This window comes from Enterobacter asburiae, from assembly GCA_011754535.1.
Classification (GTDB): Bacteria; Pseudomonadota; Gammaproteobacteria; order Enterobacterales; family Enterobacteriaceae; genus Enterobacter; species Enterobacter cloacae_N.
On the sequence record JAAQVN010000001.1, the window covers coordinates 3,870,278 to 3,888,411 of the forward strand.

Here is an 18,134-nt window from a genome sequence, read left to right on the forward strand (position 1 = left end):
CGAGTCTCAGGCCAACTCCCCCTTTACCAGAGGCACAAAGCGCACGGCTTCCACGGTGTCGATAATAAACTCGTCGCCACGCCGACGAACGCGCTTCAGAAGCTGCTGTTCATCCCCGACGGGCAGAACAAGAATGCCCCCCTCATCCAGCTGCGACAAGAGCGCAGCGGGAATTTCAGGCGGAGCCGCCGTCACGATGATAGCGTCAAACGGGGCGCGAGCCTGCCAACCCTGCCATCCATCACCGTGTCGTGTCGAAACATTATGTAAATCAAGTTGTTTCAGGCGACGACGCGCCTGCCACTGCAAACCTTTGATCCGCTCAACGGAACAGACATGATGGACCAGATGCGCCAGGATGGCGGTCTGATACCCCGACCCGGTGCCAATCTCCAGCACGCGTGAGTCGGGCGTGAGCTCCAGCAGCTCCGTCATTCGCGCCACCATATAAGGCTGCGAAATCGTCTGGCCTTGCCCGATGGGCAGCGCCACGTTTTCCCACGCTTTGTGTTCAAACGCCTCGTCTACAAATTTCTCACGCGGGACCTGAGCGAGCGCTTCAAGCACGTGCTCGTCGCGGATCCCCTGTGCGCGAAGTTGTTCCAGAAGAGTTTGTACACGTTTGCTTACCATTGCGCGTTCACTCCTGCGCGATCCAGCCAGCCCGACACCACATCATGCGCGCTATACGCGGTTAAATCTACGTGCAGCGGAGTAACCGAGACGTAGCCTTCATCCACGGCGGCAAAATCGGTGTCCGGACCCGCATCGCACTTATCGCCAGGAGGCCCTATCCAGTAAAGCGTGTTGCCGCGAGGATCCTGCTGCGGGATCACCTGATCGGCCGGATGTCGGCTTCCGCATCGCGTAACGCGAATGCCTTTAATTTCATTGAGAGGAAGATCCGGCACGTTGATGTTGAGAATACGTCCGGTACGCAGCGGTTCGCGGCCGAGCGCCCGCAGGATCGAGCAGGTTACCGCGGCGGCGGTATCGTAGTGCGTGTGGCCGTTTAACGAGACCGCCAGCGCCGGGAACCCCAGATGGCGCCCCTCCATTGCCGCCGCTACCGTTCCGGAGTAAATCACGTCATCGCCAAGGTTCGGCCCGGCGTTGATGCCGGAGACGACGATATCCGGACGTGGCCGCATCAGCGCGTTCACGCCCAGAAAGACGCAGTCGGTTGGCGTGCCCATCTGCACGGCAATATCGCCATTTTCAAAGGTAAAGGTGCGAAGCGACGACTCCAGCGTCAGCGAGTTAGACGCTCCACTGCGGTTACGATCGGGAGCCACAACCTGCACATCCGCAAATTCACGGAGGTGCTTCGCCAGGGTCTGAATGCCCGGCGCGTGGATCCCGTCATCGTTACTCAGCAATATTCGCATAATCACCCGAGGTGTTGATAAGTTCCCTGACAACACTGGTGGCAAAGCTACCTGCCGGCAGCCAGAAGCGTAACTCGACGGTTACGTCATCCCACCAGTTCCAGCTTAACTGCTGCGGATAGAGCAGCATCGCGCGGCGTGCTGCTTCGACTTTTTCCCGCACCAGCAAGGATTGTAATTCTGGCGCATCCGCCACCGCCGACTGCTCTGCGCTCAGCGCGTCGCCCTGGGTGCCCCAGTCGCCTGAGCCCGGCAAAGCTGCGGTAATCATCAGCGCTTTGGCATCCACGCGCGCCTGGACATCGGCCATTTCTTCGGCCGTTGCAACAAACCAGCTTCCGCGTCCCGCTAATTGTAGCGCATCGCCAACAACAACTTGATTCGCGTCCGGTTTTTTCAGCCTTTCGCTCACAATCTGATTAAACAACGCGCTGCGGGCCGCCGACAACCAAAAACTGCGTTTATTCCTGTCGCGCACCGGTGCATCGCTTTGCGCCCAGCGCAGCGCGCCCTGCAGGTTGCTGCCGCCAATGCCAAAGCGCTGCGCGCCAAAGTAGTTCGGTACGCCGCGGTCATTAATGGCATTCAGGCGTTTTTCAACGTCTTCACGGTCAGACACTTCGCGCAGCACCAGCGTAAACGCGTTGCCTTTCAACGCTCCCAGGCGCAGCTTGCGCTTGTGGCGGGCGTACTCCAGCACCTTACAGCCTTCAAGCTCAAATTTGCTTAAATCAGGCATCGCATTGCCGGGCACGCGCGCGCAGAGCCACTGCTCGGTGACGGCATGTTTATCTTTCTGCCCGGCAAAGCTCACTTCCCGGGCGTGAATTTTGAGGAATTTTGCCAGCGCGTCGGCCACAAAGCGGGTATTGCAGCCATTTTTCAGAATACGCACCAGGATATGTTCGCCTTCGCCATCCGGCTCAAAGCCCAGATCCTCCAGCACGAGGAAATCCTCCGGGCTGGCTTTCAGCACACCGTTCCCCTGCGGCTTACCGTGCAGGTACGTCAGGTTATCGAAGTCCGTCATTTTGTTGCCTTCACCAGCAGCGCCACGGCTTCACAGGCGATCCCTTCGCCACGGCCGGTAAAGCCCAGTTTCTCCGTGGTGGTAGCTTTGACGTTGACGTCGTCCATATGGCAGCCCAGATCTTCGGCGATGAACACGCGCATCTGCGGAATGTGCGGCAGCATTTTCGGGGCCTGGGCAATAATCGTCACGTCGACGTTGCCGAGGGTGTAACCCTTGGCCTGAATGCGGCGCCACGCTTCGCGCAATAGTTCGCGGCTGTCTGCTCCTTTAAAGGCCGGATCGGTGTCCGGGAACAGCTTGCCGATATCGCCGAGCGCGGCAGCGCCGAGCAGCGCGTCGGTCAGTGCATGCAGCGCCACGTCGCCATCAGAATGCGCCAGCAGCCCTTTTTCGTAAGGAATACGTACGCCGCCAATGATAATTGGGCCAACGCCTCCAAAGGCGTGTACATCAAAACCGTGTCCAATTCGCATTATGCCTTCTCCTGATGGGTCGAACGGGTAAGATAAAATTCCGCGAGCTGTAAATCTTCCGGGCGCGTCACTTTTATATTATCAGCGCGTCCTTCAACAAGCGTTGGGTGAAAACCGCAATACTCCAGCGCGGAGGCTTCGTCCGTGATGGTCGCACCTTCGTTAAGCGCACGCGTTAAGCAGTCGTGGAGCAGTTCGCGGGGGAAAAATTGCGGCGTCAGCGCGTGCCATAAGTCAACGCGCTCAACGGTGTGGGCGATAGCATGCATGCCCGGCTCGGCGCGCTTCATGGTGTCGCGCACCGGCGCGGCCAGAATGCCACCCACTTTGCTGGTTTCGCTCAGCGCCAGCAGGCGTGCCAGATCGTCCTGATGGAGACACGGACGCGCCGCGTCATGCACCAGTACCCACTGCGCGTTTCCGGCAGCCTGAATGCCTGCCAGCACGGAATCGGCGCGCTCGGCACCGCCATCGACAACGGTAATCTGTGGGTGGTTTGCCAGCGGCAGCTGCGCAAAACGCGCATCGCCGGAACTGATGGCGATGACCACGTGCGTCACCCGCGGGTGAGCCAGCAGCGCCGCCACGGCGTGCTCGAGGATCGTTTTATCGCCAATTGAGAGGTACTGCTTGGGACATTCTGTCTGCATGCGCCGGCCAAAACCTGCGGCCGGCACCACGGCACATACGTCCGAAAAAGTTGCTGCCATGTCGTAATCCTGGGCCTGATTATCGATTGTTTTGTGCTGAGCCCTGATTGCGTTTAGACGCATCCGGAACCAGACGATAAAAGGTTTCGCCCGGCTTAGTCATACTGAGTTCATTGCGCGCGCGTTCCTCAATCGCCTCTTGTCCGCCATTGAGGTCATCAATTTCAGCAAAGAGTTGATCGTTACGCGCCTTAAGTTTGGCGTTTGTTGCCTGCTGAGCCGCGACGTCATCGCTCACCCGGCTGTAGTCGTGCAGTCCGTTTTTACCGAACCACAGCGAATATTGCAGCCAGATTAGCAAAGCCAGCAACAGCAGCGTTAGTTTACCCATCCTGCCCCCTGAAAAAACGGCATCATCATCCCATAACTTTCCGTTCGACTCTACTGCGGGGTTTTAATTATGTCGCAAGTTAGCCCATCAGCCATAAAAACAGCAGACCAAAGATGACGACAACGGTGGCAATCGTGATAACCGTACTATACAGGAGCTTGCCGTTGAAAAGGGAGTGCAGCGCAACCCCAACAACGACCGCAACGGGCATCAGCGCCAGGAAGAAGGGCCAGGTGTAGAGAAAAAAGAAAAGGGTGTTACCCCCGTAGATCAAAAACGGGATACCCAGCGCCAGTAACCACGACGCAAAGCCGACTATCGCCCCAGGGAAGGACCAGGTCGTCTCGTCATCGGTGGTTAACGGTTCCGACCCGGTGGTGATAATGTAGTTTTCACTGTTGCGCATAGCTAATCCTGTGACCGTGACTCATCGTTCGGGAAGACAGCTCCCGAACGATACCGCCTCAGGATCTGATAATATCGTCCCGTCTGAGCAGGTCTAATAATTGGCTTACTAAATTTGTTACCAATTGTTGACCCTTCAGATGAATCTCAGGCGATTCAGGCGCTTCGTAAACCGAGTCAATTCCGGTGAAGTTTCGCAGCTCGCCGGCACGCGCTTTTTTATACAGCCCTTTCGGATCGCGCGCTTCACAGATCTCCAGCGGCGTATCGACAAACACTTCAATAAAGCGATCCTGGCCCACGCGCTCGCGCACCATCTGGCGTTCGGCGCGGTGCGGTGAGATAAACGCCGTCAGCACCACCAGCCCGGCGTCCGCCATCAGGCTGGCAACCTCCCCCACCCGGCGAATGTTCTCTTTACGGTCGTCGTCGCTGAACCCCAAATCGCTGCACAGGCCGTGACGCACGTTGTCGCCATCCAGCAGGTAGGTACTCACTCCCTGCTGATGCAGCGCCTCTTCCAGCGCGCCCGCTACCGTGGATTTACCGGAGCCGGACAACCCGGTAAACCACAGCACAACCCCACGGTGGCCGTGGAGCTGTTCGCGCTGGGCGACGGTGACCGGATGAGGATGCCAGACGACGTTCTCATCATGGGCGGCCATTACTTACCTCCCAGCAGATCACGGGCGCCCCAGTGCGGGAAGTGCTTACGTACCAGCGCGTTAAGTTCCAGTTCGAAGGCGCTGAATTCCGAGGCCGCGGTCGCCTGCTCGTTTGGCTCACGCACCATCCCCGCGCCGACGGTAACGTTCGTCAGACGGTCGATAAAGATCAGCCCGCCGGTTACCGGGTTCTGCTGATACGGATCCAGCACCAGCGGCTCGTCGAAGGTGAGATCCACCAGGCCAATACCGTTCAGCGGCAGCTCGCTCACGTCACGGTGGGTCAGGTTGTTGATGTCCACCTGGAACTGAATGCCGTCCACGCGGGCGCGGGTTTTCTTGCCCGCAATTTTGATGTCGTAGCTCTGGCCTGCTGTCAGCGGCTGTTCGGCCATCCACACCACGTCCACGGACGCGCCCTGCACCGCCGCCAACGTCTCCTGCGCGTCGACCAGCAGGTCGCCGCGGCTGATGTCAATTTCGTCTTTCAGCACCAGCGTGACCGCTTCCCCTGCCCCGGCTTCCTGCAGGTCACCGTCGAACGTCACGATGCGAGCGATTGCCGACTCCACGCCGGATGGCAGCACCTTGACGCGCTGCCCCACCTTCACGGCGCCGGAGGCGATAGTGCCGGAGAAGCCGCGGAAATCGAGGTTAGGACGGTTAACGTACTGCACCGGGAAGCGCATCGGCTGGGTGTCGACCACGCGCTGGATCTCAACGGTCTCCAGCACTTCCAGCAGCGTCGGGCCGCTGTACCACGGCATGTTCGCGCTCTGTGAGGCGACGTTATCGCCTTCCAGCGCCGAAAGCGGCACAAAGCGAATATCCAGGTTGCCCGGCAGCTGTTCGGCAAAGGTCAGGTAGCTCTGGCGGATCTCTTCGAATTTCTCTTCGCTGAAGTTCACCAGATCCATCTTGTTGACCGCCACCACCAGGTGTTTGATCCCCAGCAGCGTCGAGATAAAGCTGTGGCGGCGGGTCTGATCCAGCACGCCTTTACGCGCGTCCATCAGCAGGATCGCCAGATCGCAGGTAGAGGCGCCGGTCGCCATGTTACGGGTGTACTGCTCGTGCCCTGGCGTGTCGGCAATAATAAATTTGCGCTTTTCGGTCGAGAAGTAGCGGTAGGCCACGTCAATGGTGATGCCCTGCTCGCGCTCCGCCTGCAGGCCGTCCACCAGCAGCGCCAGGTCGAGTTTTTCGCCCTGAGTACCGTGACGCTTGCTGTCGTTATGGAGGGAAGAGAGCTGATCTTCATAAATCTGGCGCGTATCGTGCAGCAGGCGGCCAATCAGGGTACTTTTCCCGTCATCCACGCTGCCGCAGGTCAGAAAACGCAGCAGGCTTTTGTGCTGTTGCGCGTGCAGATACGCTTCCACGCCGCCTTCGTTGGCAATTTGTTGAGCAATAGTGGTGTTCATGGCGGCTCCTTAGAAATAACCCTGACGTTTCTTCAGCTCCATGGAGCCGGCCTGGTCGCGGTCAATCACGCGCCCCTGTCGCTCGCTGGTGGTGGACACCAGCATCTCTTCGATGATCTCCGGCAGCGTCTGCGCGTTGGATTCCACCGCGCCGGTCAGCGGCCAGCAGCCGAGGGTACGGAAACGCACCATCTGTTTTTTGATCACTTCACCCGGCTGCAGGTCGATGCGATCGTCGTCGATCATCATCAGCATGCCGTCGCGCTCCAGCACCGGGCGCTCGGCGGCCAGATAAAGTGGCACGATCTCAATATTTTCCAGATAGATGTACTGCCAGATATCCAGCTCGGTCCAGTTGGAGAGCGGGAAGACGCGAATGCTTTCGCCCTTGTTGATCTGGCCGTTGTAGTTGTGCCACAGCTCCGGGCGCTGGTTTTTCGGGTCCCAGCGGTGGAAGCGATCGCGGAAGGAGTAGATACGCTCTTTGGCGCGGGATTTCTCTTCATCACGGCGCGCGCCGCCGAAAGCCGCGTCGAAACCGTATTTGTTCAACGCCTGCTTCAGCCCTTCGGTTTTCATGATATCGGTATGCTTGGCGCTACCGTGCACGAACGGGTTAATGCCCATCGCCACCCCTTCCGGGTTTTTATGCACCAGAAGCTCGCAGCCGTAGGCTTTCGCGGTACGGTCGCGGAACTCGTACATTTCGCGGAATTTCCAGCCGGTATCCACGTGCAGCAGCGGGAACGGCAGCGTACCTGGATAAAACGCTTTACGCGCCAGATGCAGCATGACGCTGGAATCTTTACCGATGGAGTACATCATCACCGGGTTAGAAAACTCGGCGGCCACTTCGCGGATAATATGGATACTCTCCGCTTCAAGCTGCCGCAGGTGTGTAAGACGTTTTTGGTCCATAACCGTTCCTTAAGCCAAATTTACGACAGAAGAACCAAAGCCTTCTGCATCGGTTGTGTTCTGAAACCAGGCGAGCGTGCTGTGCAGCTGCACCACTTCCCCCACCACAATCAGGGCGGGCATCGGGGCGTCTTTCGCCAGGGTTGCAAGATGTTCCAGCGTGCCCGTCGCAACGTGCTGATCGACGCGCGTGCCGCGAGAAATGACGGCAACGGGCGTCGTCGCCTCGCGACCGTGCTGAATAAGCTGTTCACTGATGTCTGCCGCCTTCATCGTGCCCATGTAGATCGCCAGCGTCTGGCGGCTCTGGGCGAGATGCGACCAGTCGAACGGCGTGCTGTCGGCCTTGTAGTGGCCGGTTACAAAGGTCACGCTCTGGGCGTAATCGCGATGGGTCAGCGGAATACCGGCGTAGGCCGTCACCGCAGAGGCCGCCGTGATGCCGGGCACCACCTGGAACGGTACGCCCGCCTCGGCTGCCGCCTGCAGCTCTTCACCGCCGCGACCGAAAATAAACGGATCGCCCCCTTTCAGGCGCACCACGGTTTTACCCGCTTTGGCGGCATCAACCAGCATCTGGTTGGTGTCGTGCTGTGGCACCGAGTGCTCGCCAGCCCGTTTGCCGACGCAGATTTGCTCCGCGTCGCGACGGATCAACTCGCGCACGCCGTCGGTGACCAGATGGTCGTAGAACACCACGTCCGCGTCCTGCAAAACCTGCAGGCCACGCAGCGTCAGCAGCCCGGCATCGCCCGGCCCTGCCCCCACAAGAATGATCTCCCCGCTCGTGTTGCCGGGGTTATCCAGTTCGTCTTCGAGGATTTTCTGCGCCGCCGTTTCATTACCGGCATGCATCAGGCTGGCAAAGCGGCCGCGAAACACGCGCTCCCAGAAGCGACGGCGTTCCGTCACGCTGGTCAGGCGGTTTTTCAGGTGGTCACGCCAGAAGCTGGCTTTTTCCGCCATGCGCCCGAGGCTGGTCGGCAGCAGCGCTTCGATTTTTTCCCGCAGCACGCGCGCCAGCACCGGCGCGGTGCCGCCGGAGGAGATCGCCACCAGCAGCGGCGAACGGTCAACGATCGACGGGAAGATAAACGAGCATAAAGGCTGGTCGTCCACCACGTTCACCAGACGGTGACGGACCTGGGCGGCTTCAGAGACACGCCGGTTCAGTTCCCGATTTTCAGTTGCCGCAATCACCAGCACCACGCTGTCGAGTTGTGACTCGTCGAAATCCGCCTCTTCAACGACACGCACCTGTGCCCCTGCACGCTGCAGAAACGCGATTTTGCGATCGGCAATTTCACCCGTGCCGACAACCAGTACCGGTCGGTCTTTTAAGGCGGCAAAAAGGGGCAGATAGTCCACAGGCAACAACTCACTAACAACGAGGAATAGAGGGACTATAGGGGGCGGCTTAGATCGAATGAAATTACGAATTGGAATGAGTAGTTACTCAATGGAATAACGACGTGAAAAAGCAAATACCAAAAAGTGCTTAACTCGCGACATTTCGGGCATTTAAGAGCAATTCAAATTGTGTATGGACGATCACAGTTTCATACTATGCACGTTATTATTTTGCTCTGTTTTTAAGGACTCACTATGTTTTCCGCAACGCGCCACCGTATTGCTGCCCTGGCGCTCGGCGTTTGCTTTATCCTTCCGGCTCAGGCAAAAAATCAACCTTATGGTGAAATCGCCACTATGCAGGCGCGGCATATTGCGACGGTTTTCCCTGGCCGCATGACCGGTTCACCCGCGGAGATGCTCTCCGCCGACTATATTCGCCAGCAGTTTGCACAGATGGGCTACCAGAGTGATATTCGCTCGTTTCACAGCCGCTACATCTATACCTCACGCAATAAAACGCAGAACTGGCATAACGTGACCGGCAGTACGGTGATTGCAGCGCACGAAGGAAAGGCGGCTGAGCAGATCATTATCATGGCTCACCTGGATACCTACGCGCCAATGAGCGACGCCGATATTGATAATAACCTTGGGGGACTGACGCTGCAGGGTATGGACGACAACGCAGCGGGTCTCGGCGTGATGCTTGAACTGGCTGAACGCCTTAAGAATATTCCGACGAAATACGGTATTCGCTTTGTGGCGACCAGCGGCGAAGAAGAAGGGAAACTCGGCGCTGAGAATCTCCTTAAACGGATGAGCGCCGAGGAGAAGAAAAATACGCTGCTGGTGATTAACCTCGATAACCTGATCGTGGGCGATAAGCTCTATTTTAATAGCGGACAGAGCACGCCGAGCAGCGTGCGTAAACTCACCCGCGACCGCGCGCTGGCGCTTGCCCGTACGCATGGCGTCTATGCCGCGACAAACCCAGGCGGTAACCCGGATTATCCAAAAGGCACTGGCTGTTGTAATGACGGAGAAGTGTTTGATAAGGCAGGCATTCCGGTGCTGTACGTCGAGGCGACGAACTGGGCGCTGGGCAAAAAAGATGGCTATCAGCAGCGCGCTAAATCGAAAGCGTTCCCGGACGGGACCAGCTGGCATAATGTGCAGCTGGATAACCAGCAGCACATAGACAGTGCCCTGCCGCAGCGGATTGAACACCGCAGCCGCGACGTGGTGAAGGTGATGCTGCCGCTGGTGAAGGAGCTGGCGAAAGCGGGGAAAGCCTGAGGTTTTTAAGTATAGCGCGGCCTGATGCCCTCACCCCACCCCTCTCCCACCGGGAGAGGGAGGATAAAGGATTACCCTTCGTGTAGCCCGCACTCGCGCTTCAGCCCAAAGAATCGCGTCTCTTCTTCCGCCATTCCCGGTTCCCATTTGCGCGTGGTGTGGGTGTCGCCCACCGACAGGTAGCCCTGGTCCCACAGCGGATGGTATTTCAGCCCGTGTTTTTGCAGATACTGATAGACCGTCCGGTTATCCCAGTCGATAATCGGCAGCACTTTAAACACGCCGCGCTGAACCGCCAGCACCGGTAGCGTGGCGCGGCTTCCCGACTGCTCGCGGCGCAGGCCGGCAAACCAGGTCTGCGCGTTTAGCTCTTTCAGCGCCCGGTTCATCGGCTCAACTTTGTTGATCTCATTGTATTTTTCAATGCCCTCAACGCCCTGCTCCCACAGCTTGCCGTAGCGCGCCTCCTGCCAGGCCGCGCTTTCCGTTGCGCGGTAGACTTTGAGGTTCAGCCTGAGCTTGTCCGTCAGCTCGTCAATAAACTGATAGGTTTCCGGGAACAGGTAGCCGGTATCGGTGAGGATCACCGGAATGTCCGGACGGATCTGATTCACCAGATGCAGGCTGACTGCCGCCTGAATACCAAAGCTCGACGAGAGTACATAGTCTCCCGGCAGGTTTTCCAGCGCCCACGCCACGCGCCCTTCGGCATCCAGCGTTTCAAGGTGGGCGTTAGTTTCTGAAAGCTGAAGAATGCGTTCGACTTTTGGCAGTTCATTCAGGGCATTTAGATCGAGTACGGACATAATTACCTCTCGTGGTTACTCCCAGAAATCCCTTGCGGGATCGAGCACCGGGCGAATGATGCCCGCACGCACCGTAAAGTCGCCGAAGCCTTCACCCGCTTCGCGCTCTTTCGCCCAGCGCCCGACAAGCTCGTCGATGGAATCAAGAATTTCCGTCTCGGTGATGTTCTCGCGGAACATGCGCGGAATGCGCGTGCCGATACGGTTACCGCCCAGGTGCAGGTTATAGCGACCCGGCGCTTTGCCTACCAGCCCCAGTTCGGCCAGCATCGCTCGACCGCAGCCGTTCGGGCAGCCCGTCACGCGCATAACAATATGCTCGTCCGGAATACCGTGTTTTTCCAGAATCGCTTCCACTTTATCGGTGAATGACGGCAGGAAACGTTCCGCTTCGGCCATCGCCAGCGGGCAGGTCGGGAACGACACGCAGGCCATCGAGTTTTCACGCTGCGGTTTGACCGCATCCATCAACCCGTGATCGCGCGCCAGCTTCTCGATCTTCGCCTTCTGGCTCTCCGGCACGCCGGCAACGATCAGGTTCTGGTTAGCGGTAATGCGGAACTCGCCTTTGTGGATCTTCGCAATTTCCAGCAGACCGGTTTTCAGCGGACGGCCCGGATAATCCAGAATACGACCGTTTTCAATAAACAGCGTCAGGTGCCATTTATTGTCGATCCCTTTCACCCAGCCGATGCGATCGCCGCGACCGGTGAATTCGTAAGGGCGGATCGGCTCAAATTTTATCCCCGCGCGACGCTCCACTTCCTCTTTGAACGTCTCCACGCCCACGCGCTCCAGGGTGTATTTGGTTTTCGCGTTTTTACGATCGGTACGGTTGCCCCAGTCGCGCTGGGTGGTCACCACCGCTTCTGCCACGGCCAGCGTGTGCTCCAGCGGCAGGAAACCGAACTCGCTTGCGGTGCGGGCGTAGGTTTTCTTGTTACCGTGCTCAATAGACAGGCCGCCGCCCACCAGCAGGTTAAAGCCAATCAGCTTGCCGTTTTCGGCAATCGCCACGAAGTTCATGTCGTTGGCGTGCAGATCGATATCGTTCTGCGGCGGGATCACCACGGTAGTTTTAAACTTACGCGGCAGGTAGGTCTGACCGAGGATCGGTTCTTCGTCGGTGGTGGCGACTTTCTCCTGATCGAGCCAGATCTCCGCGTAGGCGCGGGTGCGCGGCAGGAGGTGCTCGGAGATCTTCTTCGCCCACTCATACGCTTCGGCGTGCAGCTCGGACTCGTACGGGTTCGAGGTGCAGAGCACGTTACGGTTCATGTCGTTGGCGGTCGCCAGCGCGTCCAGCCCGACGGAGTGGAGCATCTGGTGAACCGGCTTGACGTTCTTCTTCAGAATGCCGTGGAACTGGAAGGTCTGACGGTTGGTCAGGCGGATGCTGCCATAAATTGTATTTTCACCGGCAAACTTGTCGATCGCCTGCCACTGTTTGGTGGTGATCACCCCGCCCGGCAGGCGGCAGCGTAGCAGCATGGCGTGGCGAGGCTCCAGCTTCTGTTCAGCGCGCTCGGCGCGGATATCGCGGTCGTCCTGCTGATACATGCCGTGGAAGCGGATCAACAGGAAGTTGTCGCCTTTGAAGCCGCCGGTGAGACCGTCATTCAGATCTTCAGCAATGGTGCCGCGCAGATAGTTGCTTTCCAGCTTCATGCGCTCGGCGTCTGTCAGTTTACCTTCGACCACCAGTGGCCCTGGATGTTTTTCGCTCATTAGTAGACATCTCGCTGATAACGGCGCTCAACGCGCAGCTCACTTAAAAATTCATCCGCCGCTTCGGCATCCATACCGCCGAACTCGGCAATCACTTCCAGCAGTGCCTGCTCAACGTCTTTCGCCATGCGATTGGCGTCGCCGCAGACATAAATGTGGGCACCGTCATTGATCCAGCGCCACAGCTCTGCGCCCTGTTCGCGCAGTTTGTCTTGTACGTATATTTTTTCTTTCTGGTCGCGGGACCAGGCCAGGTCAATGCGGGTCAGTACGCCTTCTTTGACGTAGCGCTGCCACTCAACCTGGTAGAGGAAATCTTCGGTAAAGTGCGGGTTGCCGAAGAACAGCCAGTTTTTGCCCGGCGCTTCGTCTGCAGCACGCTGCTGCATGAAGGCGCGGAACGGCGCAATGCCGGTGCCCGGTCCAATCATGATGACCGGGGTCTCAGGGTTCGCCGGCAGGCGGAAGTTGTCGTTGTGCTCGATAAAGACGCGCACTTCGCCCTCTTCTTCCACGCGATCGGCCAGGAAGCTTGACGCGCCACCCGCGCGAGCGCGGCCTTCGATGTCGTAGCGCACCACGCCGACGGTAACGTGAACTTCGCTTTCCACTTCCGCCTGGGAAGAGGCAATGGAGTACAGGCGTGGGGTCAGCGGACGCAGCAGACCGATCAGCGCGTCGGCATCCAGCTGTGCCGGAGAAAAACGCACCATATCGACAATCGGCGTTGTCGCGGCGTAATGCTGCAGCTTCGCCTTATCGCCCACCAGCGGCAGCAAGGATTCGCTGCGCGTTAAGGTGGCGTAATTTTCAACGATATTCGGGGTGTTTACCGTCAGCTCGAAATGCCACTGCAGCGCCTCGGAGAGCGGCAGCGTTTTGCCCTCCACGGTGACAGGCTCATCACCCTTCAGCCACAGCAGCTCGACCAGCTCTTTCACCAGCGCCGGATCGTTCTGATACCAGACGCCCAGCGCATCGCCAGGCTGATAGCGCAGGCCGGAGTCGCCAAGATCGATTTCAATATGGCGCACGTCTTTTTCCGAGTCGCGACCGGTAATTTTCTGGTTCACCGACAGGCTCGCCGTCAGCGGCGCCTCTTTGGTGTAGGGGCTGGTGTGGATCTCATTGACGGTGCCCGCAGCGGTTACGGCAGCCTGCGCCGGGGTCTCTTTCGGGACGCGGGCTTTCAGCACCTCAACGATGCGCGCGCGCCATTCGGCGGCGGCCGTCTGGTACTCGACATCCGCATCCACGCGATCCAGCAGGCGCTCCGCGCCCAGCTCCGCCAGCTTGCTGTCGAAGTCTTTACCGGACTGGCAGAAGAATTCATAGGAGGTATCACCCAGGCCAAATACGGCAAACGCAGTGCCATCCAGCTTCGGCGCTTTTTTCGAGAACAGGAACTTATGCAGCGCCACCGCTTCTTCAGCAGGTTCACCTTCACCCTGCGTAGAAGCCACCACCACCAGCAGTTTTTCTGACGCGATTTGCTTGAATTTATAATCCCCGGCGTTGACCAGGTTCACGTTCAGTTTGGCGGCCAGCAGGTCGTCACGCAGCGCTTCGGCCACGCGGCGTGCGTTGCCCGTTTGCGAGGCGCTGATCAGCGTAATGGCCGGAATTTCCACGGCCGTTGCCGGTGCGCCCGCCACAGCGCCAGGCTGCTGGTTGAGCATTCCCCAGAAATAACCGGAGACCCAGGCAAGCTGAGTGGGAGAAAAATCAGAGGTGGCAGCCTGAAGGCGCGCCAGTTGCTCCGGGTTCAGGGGAAGCAAATTTGAAGGTGGGGCCTGTGTTGTCATGCGTCGTTATGTTCCAGTAGCCAAGCGGACTTTAAGCGAATAAATCCAAACTGAAGATAAGGTTAACGGCGTGGATAATAACAATTAAAGAAGGGATGGAAATAATAAATAACCAAATGGACTAACCTGTTTTAGTTATCGTTCTTAACGATAAAAACGATTAAATAACCTAATGAAATACAACAACAAAAACAGATAATGCCCCTGAATGTGAGGCTGGTGTCGTTCAGAGCCGTTTTAGTTAATGCTAAAAATTGTGCTTTCCGGTACTATGCGGCGGTTTTTTCCGCATTACTGAGAGCGATCATGTCCACCACACTGTTTAAAGATTTCACCTTCGAAGCCGCCCACCACCTTCCGCATGTGCCTGAAGGGCATAAATGCGGCCGCCTGCACGGGCATTCGTTCATGGTGCGTCTTGAGATCACCGGTGAAGTTGATCCGCATACCGGTTGGATCATGGACTTTGCCGAGCTGAAAGCCGCGTTTAAGCCGACCTACGATCGTCTGGATCACTACTACCTGAATGAAATCCCGGGTCTTGAAAACCCGACCAGCGAAGTGCTGGCAAAATGGATTTGGGATCAGATGAAGCCGCTGGTACCGCTGCTGAGCGCGGTGATGATCAAAGAGACCTGCACGGCAGGCTGCGTGTATCGCGGAGAGTAAAAAAAAGCCCGGCAAACCGGGCTTTTTTTTAGGCAATATTCAGGTACTTGTGCGTCTGCATCGACAGGCGCCAGTTGCGCGCAATGCAGGTTTCAATGCACAGGCGCGTCGCATCCTCTTTCTGGCTGATCGGCTGCAGGGCAATCACCCGCTGCTTCTCATCCGTCAGCGTTGCCAGCAGTTCATCCAGCGCTTCGATATCACGCACGCGCCCTACCGGGTGCTTGATTTCATCCGCGCGCTCCAGCGCCTGAGACAGCACGTCATACCCGCCGCGCATATTCACTTTTGGCGATACCGTCACCCAGGTGGTGTGCGAGCAGCGCACTTCATGGGTGCCGCTGGTCTCGATCTGGCAGCTGTAGCCGTTCTTTTCGAGCAGCTCGGTCAGCGGCGTCAGATCGTGGATGCAGGGTTCACCGCCGGTGATCACGACGTGGCGCGCCGTCCAGCCCTGACGACCAATAATGGCCAGCAGATCCTCTGGACTGCCCGCGCCCCACTTATCGCTCTCTTTGGTTTTCGCCAGAATGCTAAACAGCGACACTTCCCGATCTGCGAGCTTATCCCACGTATGTTTGGTATCACACCAGGCACAGCCAACCGGGCATCCCTGTAAACGAATGAAAATAGCGGGAACGCCGGTAAAGTAACCCTCGCCTTGCAGGGTCTGGAACATCTCGTTAATCGGGTACTGCATAGTCATCTCAGTAAAGGGGATAAACGATAAGTATCGCAGATCCCCGCCGGATGGTCATGCTCCATCGGTGCTTTGCGCGCTAATCGCCGCCATAAAGCGCGCGGTAATTTGCTGTGGACGGGTAATCGCCCCGCCGACAACGACCGTATGCGCACCCAGCGCCAGGCATCTGGCCGCGCGTTCAGGCGTATCCACATTGCCTTCGGCAATCACCGGAACCGTCACGACAGCCAGCACGGCCTTCAGGAACGCGCAGTCGTTCTCCGGAAGCGAATGGCCCGCCGTTTCCGCCGTATAGCCATAAAGCGTGGTGCCGACGCAGTCAAAGCCAAGCGCCTGCGCCGTCACGGCCTCGTCTACCGTGGAAATATCCGCCATCAGCAGTACCGAGGGATAAGGCGAGCGGATGCGCGTGACCAGCGTTTCCAGGGATTCCCCACCGGGACGCTCCCGCGCCGTCGCATCAAGCGCAATGATTTCCGGAGAGACGGCCATCAGCTCATCCACCTCCTTCATCGTGGCGGTGATGAACACCTCACTATCTGAATAATCCCGTTTGATGATGCCGATAACCGGTAAGGACACCTGCTGCTTAATGGCTTTGATATCCACCACGCTGTTGGCGCGAATGGCGGCGGCCCCGCCCTGTGCCGCCGCCAGCGCCATCCGCGACATGATAAACGGGCTGTGCAGCGGTTCATTTTCCAGCGCCTGACAGGAGACGACCAGTTTTCCCTTCAGGTTATCCAGTACAGTTTTCATTACGATAAGATCTCTTCCACTTCGTTTTTGATAATCGTGACGTGCGGGCCATAAATGACCTGCACGCCGTTACCGCGCACGATGACGCCGCGCGCGCCGGTGGCTTTCAGCGCCGCGTCATTCACTTTGCTGCCGTCTTTCACCGTGACGCGAAGACGCGTGGCGCAGCAGTCCACCTCTTCGAGATTGTCTTTTCCGCCTAACCCGGCGATCACCGCAACGGCGCGCTCGCTCTGCGATAAGGCCACTTCATTGGCCATCGCCTCCCTTTCCCGACCCGGCGTGGCAAAATCAAAGCGGTTAATCAGATAGCGGAAAGTGAAGTAGTAGAGGAAGAACCAGGGCACGCCGACCAGCGGAACGAACATCCAGTTGGTTTTGGCCTCCCCCTGCAGGATGCCGAACAGCACGAAGTCAATAAAACCGCCGGAGAAGGTTTGCCCGATGGTGATGTGCAGCATGTGTGCGAGCATGAACGCCAGCCCGTCAAACAGCGCGTGAATGACGTAGAGCACCGGGGCAATAAACAGGAAGGAGAACTCGATGGGCTCGGTTATTCCCGTCAGAAACGAGGTTAACGCTGCGGAGAGCAGCAGCCCGGCAACGCGCTTTTTATTCTCCGGTTTAGCCGTGTGGTACATCGCCAGACAGGCGCCGAGCAGGCCAAACATCATCGTAATAAAGCGCCCGGACATGAAGCGTGACGTGCCTTCGTAAAACTGACGCGTCGTGGGATCGGCCAGCTGGGCGAAGAAGATCCGCTGCGTGCCCTCCACCAGGTGACCGTTGACAATCTCGCTGCCGCCGAGCGCGGTGGTCCAGAACGGCAGATAGAAGATGTGGTGCAGACCAAACGGGCCCAGCATGCGTAAAATGAAGCCGTACAGCAGGGTGCCCAGATAACCGGTGGCATCCACCAGCCCACCCAGACCAAAAATCAGCTTCTGGAAGTGCGGCCAGACCACGGTCATGAGCGCACCGACGAGTATCGCCGCCAGCGAGCTGATAATAGGGACAAAGCGCGAGCCGCCAAAAAAGCCCAGGAACTGCGGAAGCGCTATCTTGTTAAAACGGTGGTGCAGCGCGCAGGTCACGAGACCAATCACCACGCCGCCAAACACGCCGGTTTCCAGCGTCTGAATGCCCAGCGTCATGCCCTGCCCGACGGCACCGGGGTTTTCGTGCGCCAGTTTGCCGGTGAGGATCAGCAGCGCGTTGATGGTGGCATTCATCACCAGAAACGCGAGTAGCGCCGCCAGCCCCGCCGTGCCCTTATCGCTTTTTGCCAGACCGACGGCCACCCCAACGGCAAACAGCACCGAGAGGTTCGCAAACACAATTGAACCGGCACTGCTCATGATGGTGAAAATGGCCTGAAGCCAGCTCACATCTAAAAATGGATAGGCCGCCAGCGTATTGGGGTTCGATAACGCCCCGCCGATACCGAGCAGCAGACCCGCCGCGGGCAACACGGCGATAGGCAACATAAAGGATTTGCCAAAGCGCTGCGCTTTTTCAAACCATCCCCCCGACGAAGCGCCACTGAATATTTGCATCATTTTTTCATCCCCCCGCTAAAAGATGAAAATTTTTATCACATTAATATTTAATAATGAAAATTATCATCAAAAACCAGGAGGCCGATCATACTTTTTTAAAATGACTGGC

At 57.9% G+C, this 18,134-nt stretch carries 19 protein-coding genes; 2 read left to right on the top strand and 17 right to left on the bottom strand.

The window, feature by feature from the left end:
- Positions 1-6: 6 nt before the first annotated feature.
- From HBM95_18330 to cobA, 11 genes are all read right to left on the bottom strand, one after another.
- Positions 7-633 carry a protein-L-isoaspartate(D-aspartate) O-methyltransferase gene (locus HBM95_18330; GenBank protein NIH44866.1) on the bottom strand — a complete coding sequence of 209 codons (627 nt, stop codon included), beginning with the start codon at positions 631-633 and terminating at the stop codon, positions 7-9.
- Positions 627-1,388, bottom strand: a complete 762-nt coding sequence (gene surE / locus HBM95_18335) for a 5'/3'-nucleotidase SurE (protein ID NIH44867.1) — start codon at positions 1,386-1,388, stop codon at positions 627-629. The genes HBM95_18330 and surE overlap by 7 nt, the downstream gene beginning before the upstream one ends.
- Positions 1,369-2,418 (bottom strand): tRNA pseudouridine(13) synthase TruD, encoded by a 1,050-nt coding sequence (gene truD, locus HBM95_18340; protein ID NIH44868.1) that lies wholly within the window; start codon positions 2,416-2,418, stop codon positions 1,369-1,371. Before truD ends, surE begins: the two co-directional genes overlap by 20 nt.
- Positions 2,415-2,894, bottom strand: a complete 480-nt coding sequence (gene ispF / locus HBM95_18345) for a 2-C-methyl-D-erythritol 2,4-cyclodiphosphate synthase (GenBank protein ID NIH44869.1) — start codon at positions 2,892-2,894, stop codon at positions 2,415-2,417. Before ispF ends, truD begins: the two co-directional genes overlap by 4 nt.
- Positions 2,894-3,604: a 2-C-methyl-D-erythritol 4-phosphate cytidylyltransferase gene (gene ispD / locus HBM95_18350; protein NIH44870.1), complete on the bottom strand. Its 711-nt coding sequence runs from the start codon at positions 3,602-3,604 to the stop codon at positions 2,894-2,896. The genes ispF and ispD overlap by 1 nt, the downstream gene beginning before the upstream one ends.
- Positions 3,605-3,623: 19 nt before the next feature.
- A complete protein-coding gene (gene ftsB / locus HBM95_18355; GenBank protein ID NIH44871.1) occupies positions 3,624-3,935 on the bottom strand; it encodes a cell division protein FtsB in 312 nt (103 codons plus the stop codon).
- A 79-nt stretch (positions 3,936-4,014) separates the two neighbouring features.
- Entirely contained in the window at positions 4,015-4,341 is a 327-nt protein-coding gene (locus tag HBM95_18360; protein ID NIH44872.1) for a DUF3561 family protein, read from the bottom strand.
- Between the two features lie 58 nt (positions 4,342-4,399).
- Positions 4,400-5,005: an adenylyl-sulfate kinase gene (gene cysC, locus HBM95_18365; protein NIH44873.1), complete on the bottom strand. Its 606-nt coding sequence runs from the start codon at positions 5,003-5,005 to the stop codon at positions 4,400-4,402.
- Positions 5,005-6,429 carry a sulfate adenylyltransferase subunit CysN gene (gene cysN / locus HBM95_18370; GenBank protein NIH44874.1) on the bottom strand — a complete coding sequence of 475 codons (1,425 nt, stop codon included), beginning with the start codon at positions 6,427-6,429 and terminating at the stop codon, positions 5,005-5,007. Before cysN ends, cysC begins: the two co-directional genes overlap by 1 nt.
- A 9-nt stretch (positions 6,430-6,438) precedes the next feature.
- Positions 6,439-7,347: a sulfate adenylyltransferase subunit CysD gene (gene cysD, locus HBM95_18375; protein NIH44875.1), complete on the bottom strand. Its 909-nt coding sequence runs from the start codon at positions 7,345-7,347 to the stop codon at positions 6,439-6,441.
- 9 nt (positions 7,348-7,356) lie between these two features.
- On the bottom strand, positions 7,357-8,706 hold the full coding sequence (gene cobA / locus HBM95_18380; GenBank protein NIH44876.1) for a uroporphyrinogen-III C-methyltransferase: 1,350 nt from the start codon (positions 8,704-8,706) through the stop codon (positions 7,357-7,359).
- Positions 8,707-8,952: 246 nt separating this feature from the next.
- Between cobA and HBM95_18385 the strand changes: the two genes are divergently transcribed.
- On the top strand, positions 8,953-9,996 hold the full coding sequence (locus HBM95_18385) for an aminopeptidase (protein NIH44877.1): 1,044 nt from the start codon (positions 8,953-8,955) through the stop codon (positions 9,994-9,996).
- 71 nt (positions 9,997-10,067) lie between these two features.
- Here HBM95_18385 and cysH read toward each other — a convergent pair whose 3' ends face one another.
- The 3 genes from cysH to cysJ are packed head-to-tail and all read right to left on the bottom strand — an operon-like array spanning position 10,068 to position 14,335.
- Positions 10,068-10,802, bottom strand: coding sequence for a phosphoadenosine phosphosulfate reductase (gene cysH, locus HBM95_18390; GenBank protein ID NIH44878.1), 735 nt, complete (start codon positions 10,800-10,802; stop codon positions 10,068-10,070).
- 15 nt (positions 10,803-10,817) lie between these two features.
- Positions 10,818-12,530: an assimilatory sulfite reductase (NADPH) hemoprotein subunit gene (gene cysI, locus HBM95_18395; protein NIH44879.1), complete on the bottom strand. Its 1,713-nt coding sequence runs from the start codon at positions 12,528-12,530 to the stop codon at positions 10,818-10,820.
- Positions 12,530-14,335 carry an NADPH-dependent assimilatory sulfite reductase flavoprotein subunit gene (gene cysJ / locus HBM95_18400; GenBank protein NIH44880.1) on the bottom strand — a complete coding sequence of 602 codons (1,806 nt, stop codon included), beginning with the start codon at positions 14,333-14,335 and terminating at the stop codon, positions 12,530-12,532. Before cysJ ends, cysI begins: the two co-directional genes overlap by 1 nt.
- A gap of 306 nt (positions 14,336-14,641) precedes the next feature.
- Between cysJ and queD the strand changes: the two genes are divergently transcribed.
- Positions 14,642-15,004, top strand: a complete 363-nt coding sequence (gene queD / locus HBM95_18405) for a 6-carboxytetrahydropterin synthase QueD (GenBank protein NIH44881.1) — start codon at positions 14,642-14,644, stop codon at positions 15,002-15,004.
- Positions 15,005-15,032: 28 nt separating this feature from the next.
- Here queD and queE read toward each other — a convergent pair whose 3' ends face one another.
- From queE to HBM95_18420, 3 genes are read right to left on the bottom strand one after another with little or no spacing between them, the layout of a single operon-like run.
- Positions 15,033-15,704, bottom strand: a complete 672-nt coding sequence (gene queE / locus HBM95_18410; GenBank protein NIH44882.1) for a 7-carboxy-7-deazaguanine synthase QueE — start codon at positions 15,702-15,704, stop codon at positions 15,033-15,035.
- Between the two features lie 54 nt (positions 15,705-15,758).
- On the bottom strand, positions 15,759-16,466 hold the full coding sequence (locus tag HBM95_18415; protein NIH44883.1) for an N-acetylmannosamine-6-phosphate 2-epimerase: 708 nt from the start codon (positions 16,464-16,466) through the stop codon (positions 15,759-15,761).
- Positions 16,466-18,025, bottom strand: coding sequence for a PTS transporter subunit EIIC (locus HBM95_18420; protein ID NIH44884.1), 1,560 nt, complete (start codon positions 18,023-18,025; stop codon positions 16,466-16,468). Before HBM95_18420 ends, HBM95_18415 begins: the two co-directional genes overlap by 1 nt.
- Between the last annotated feature and the right edge of the window lie 109 nt (positions 18,026-18,134).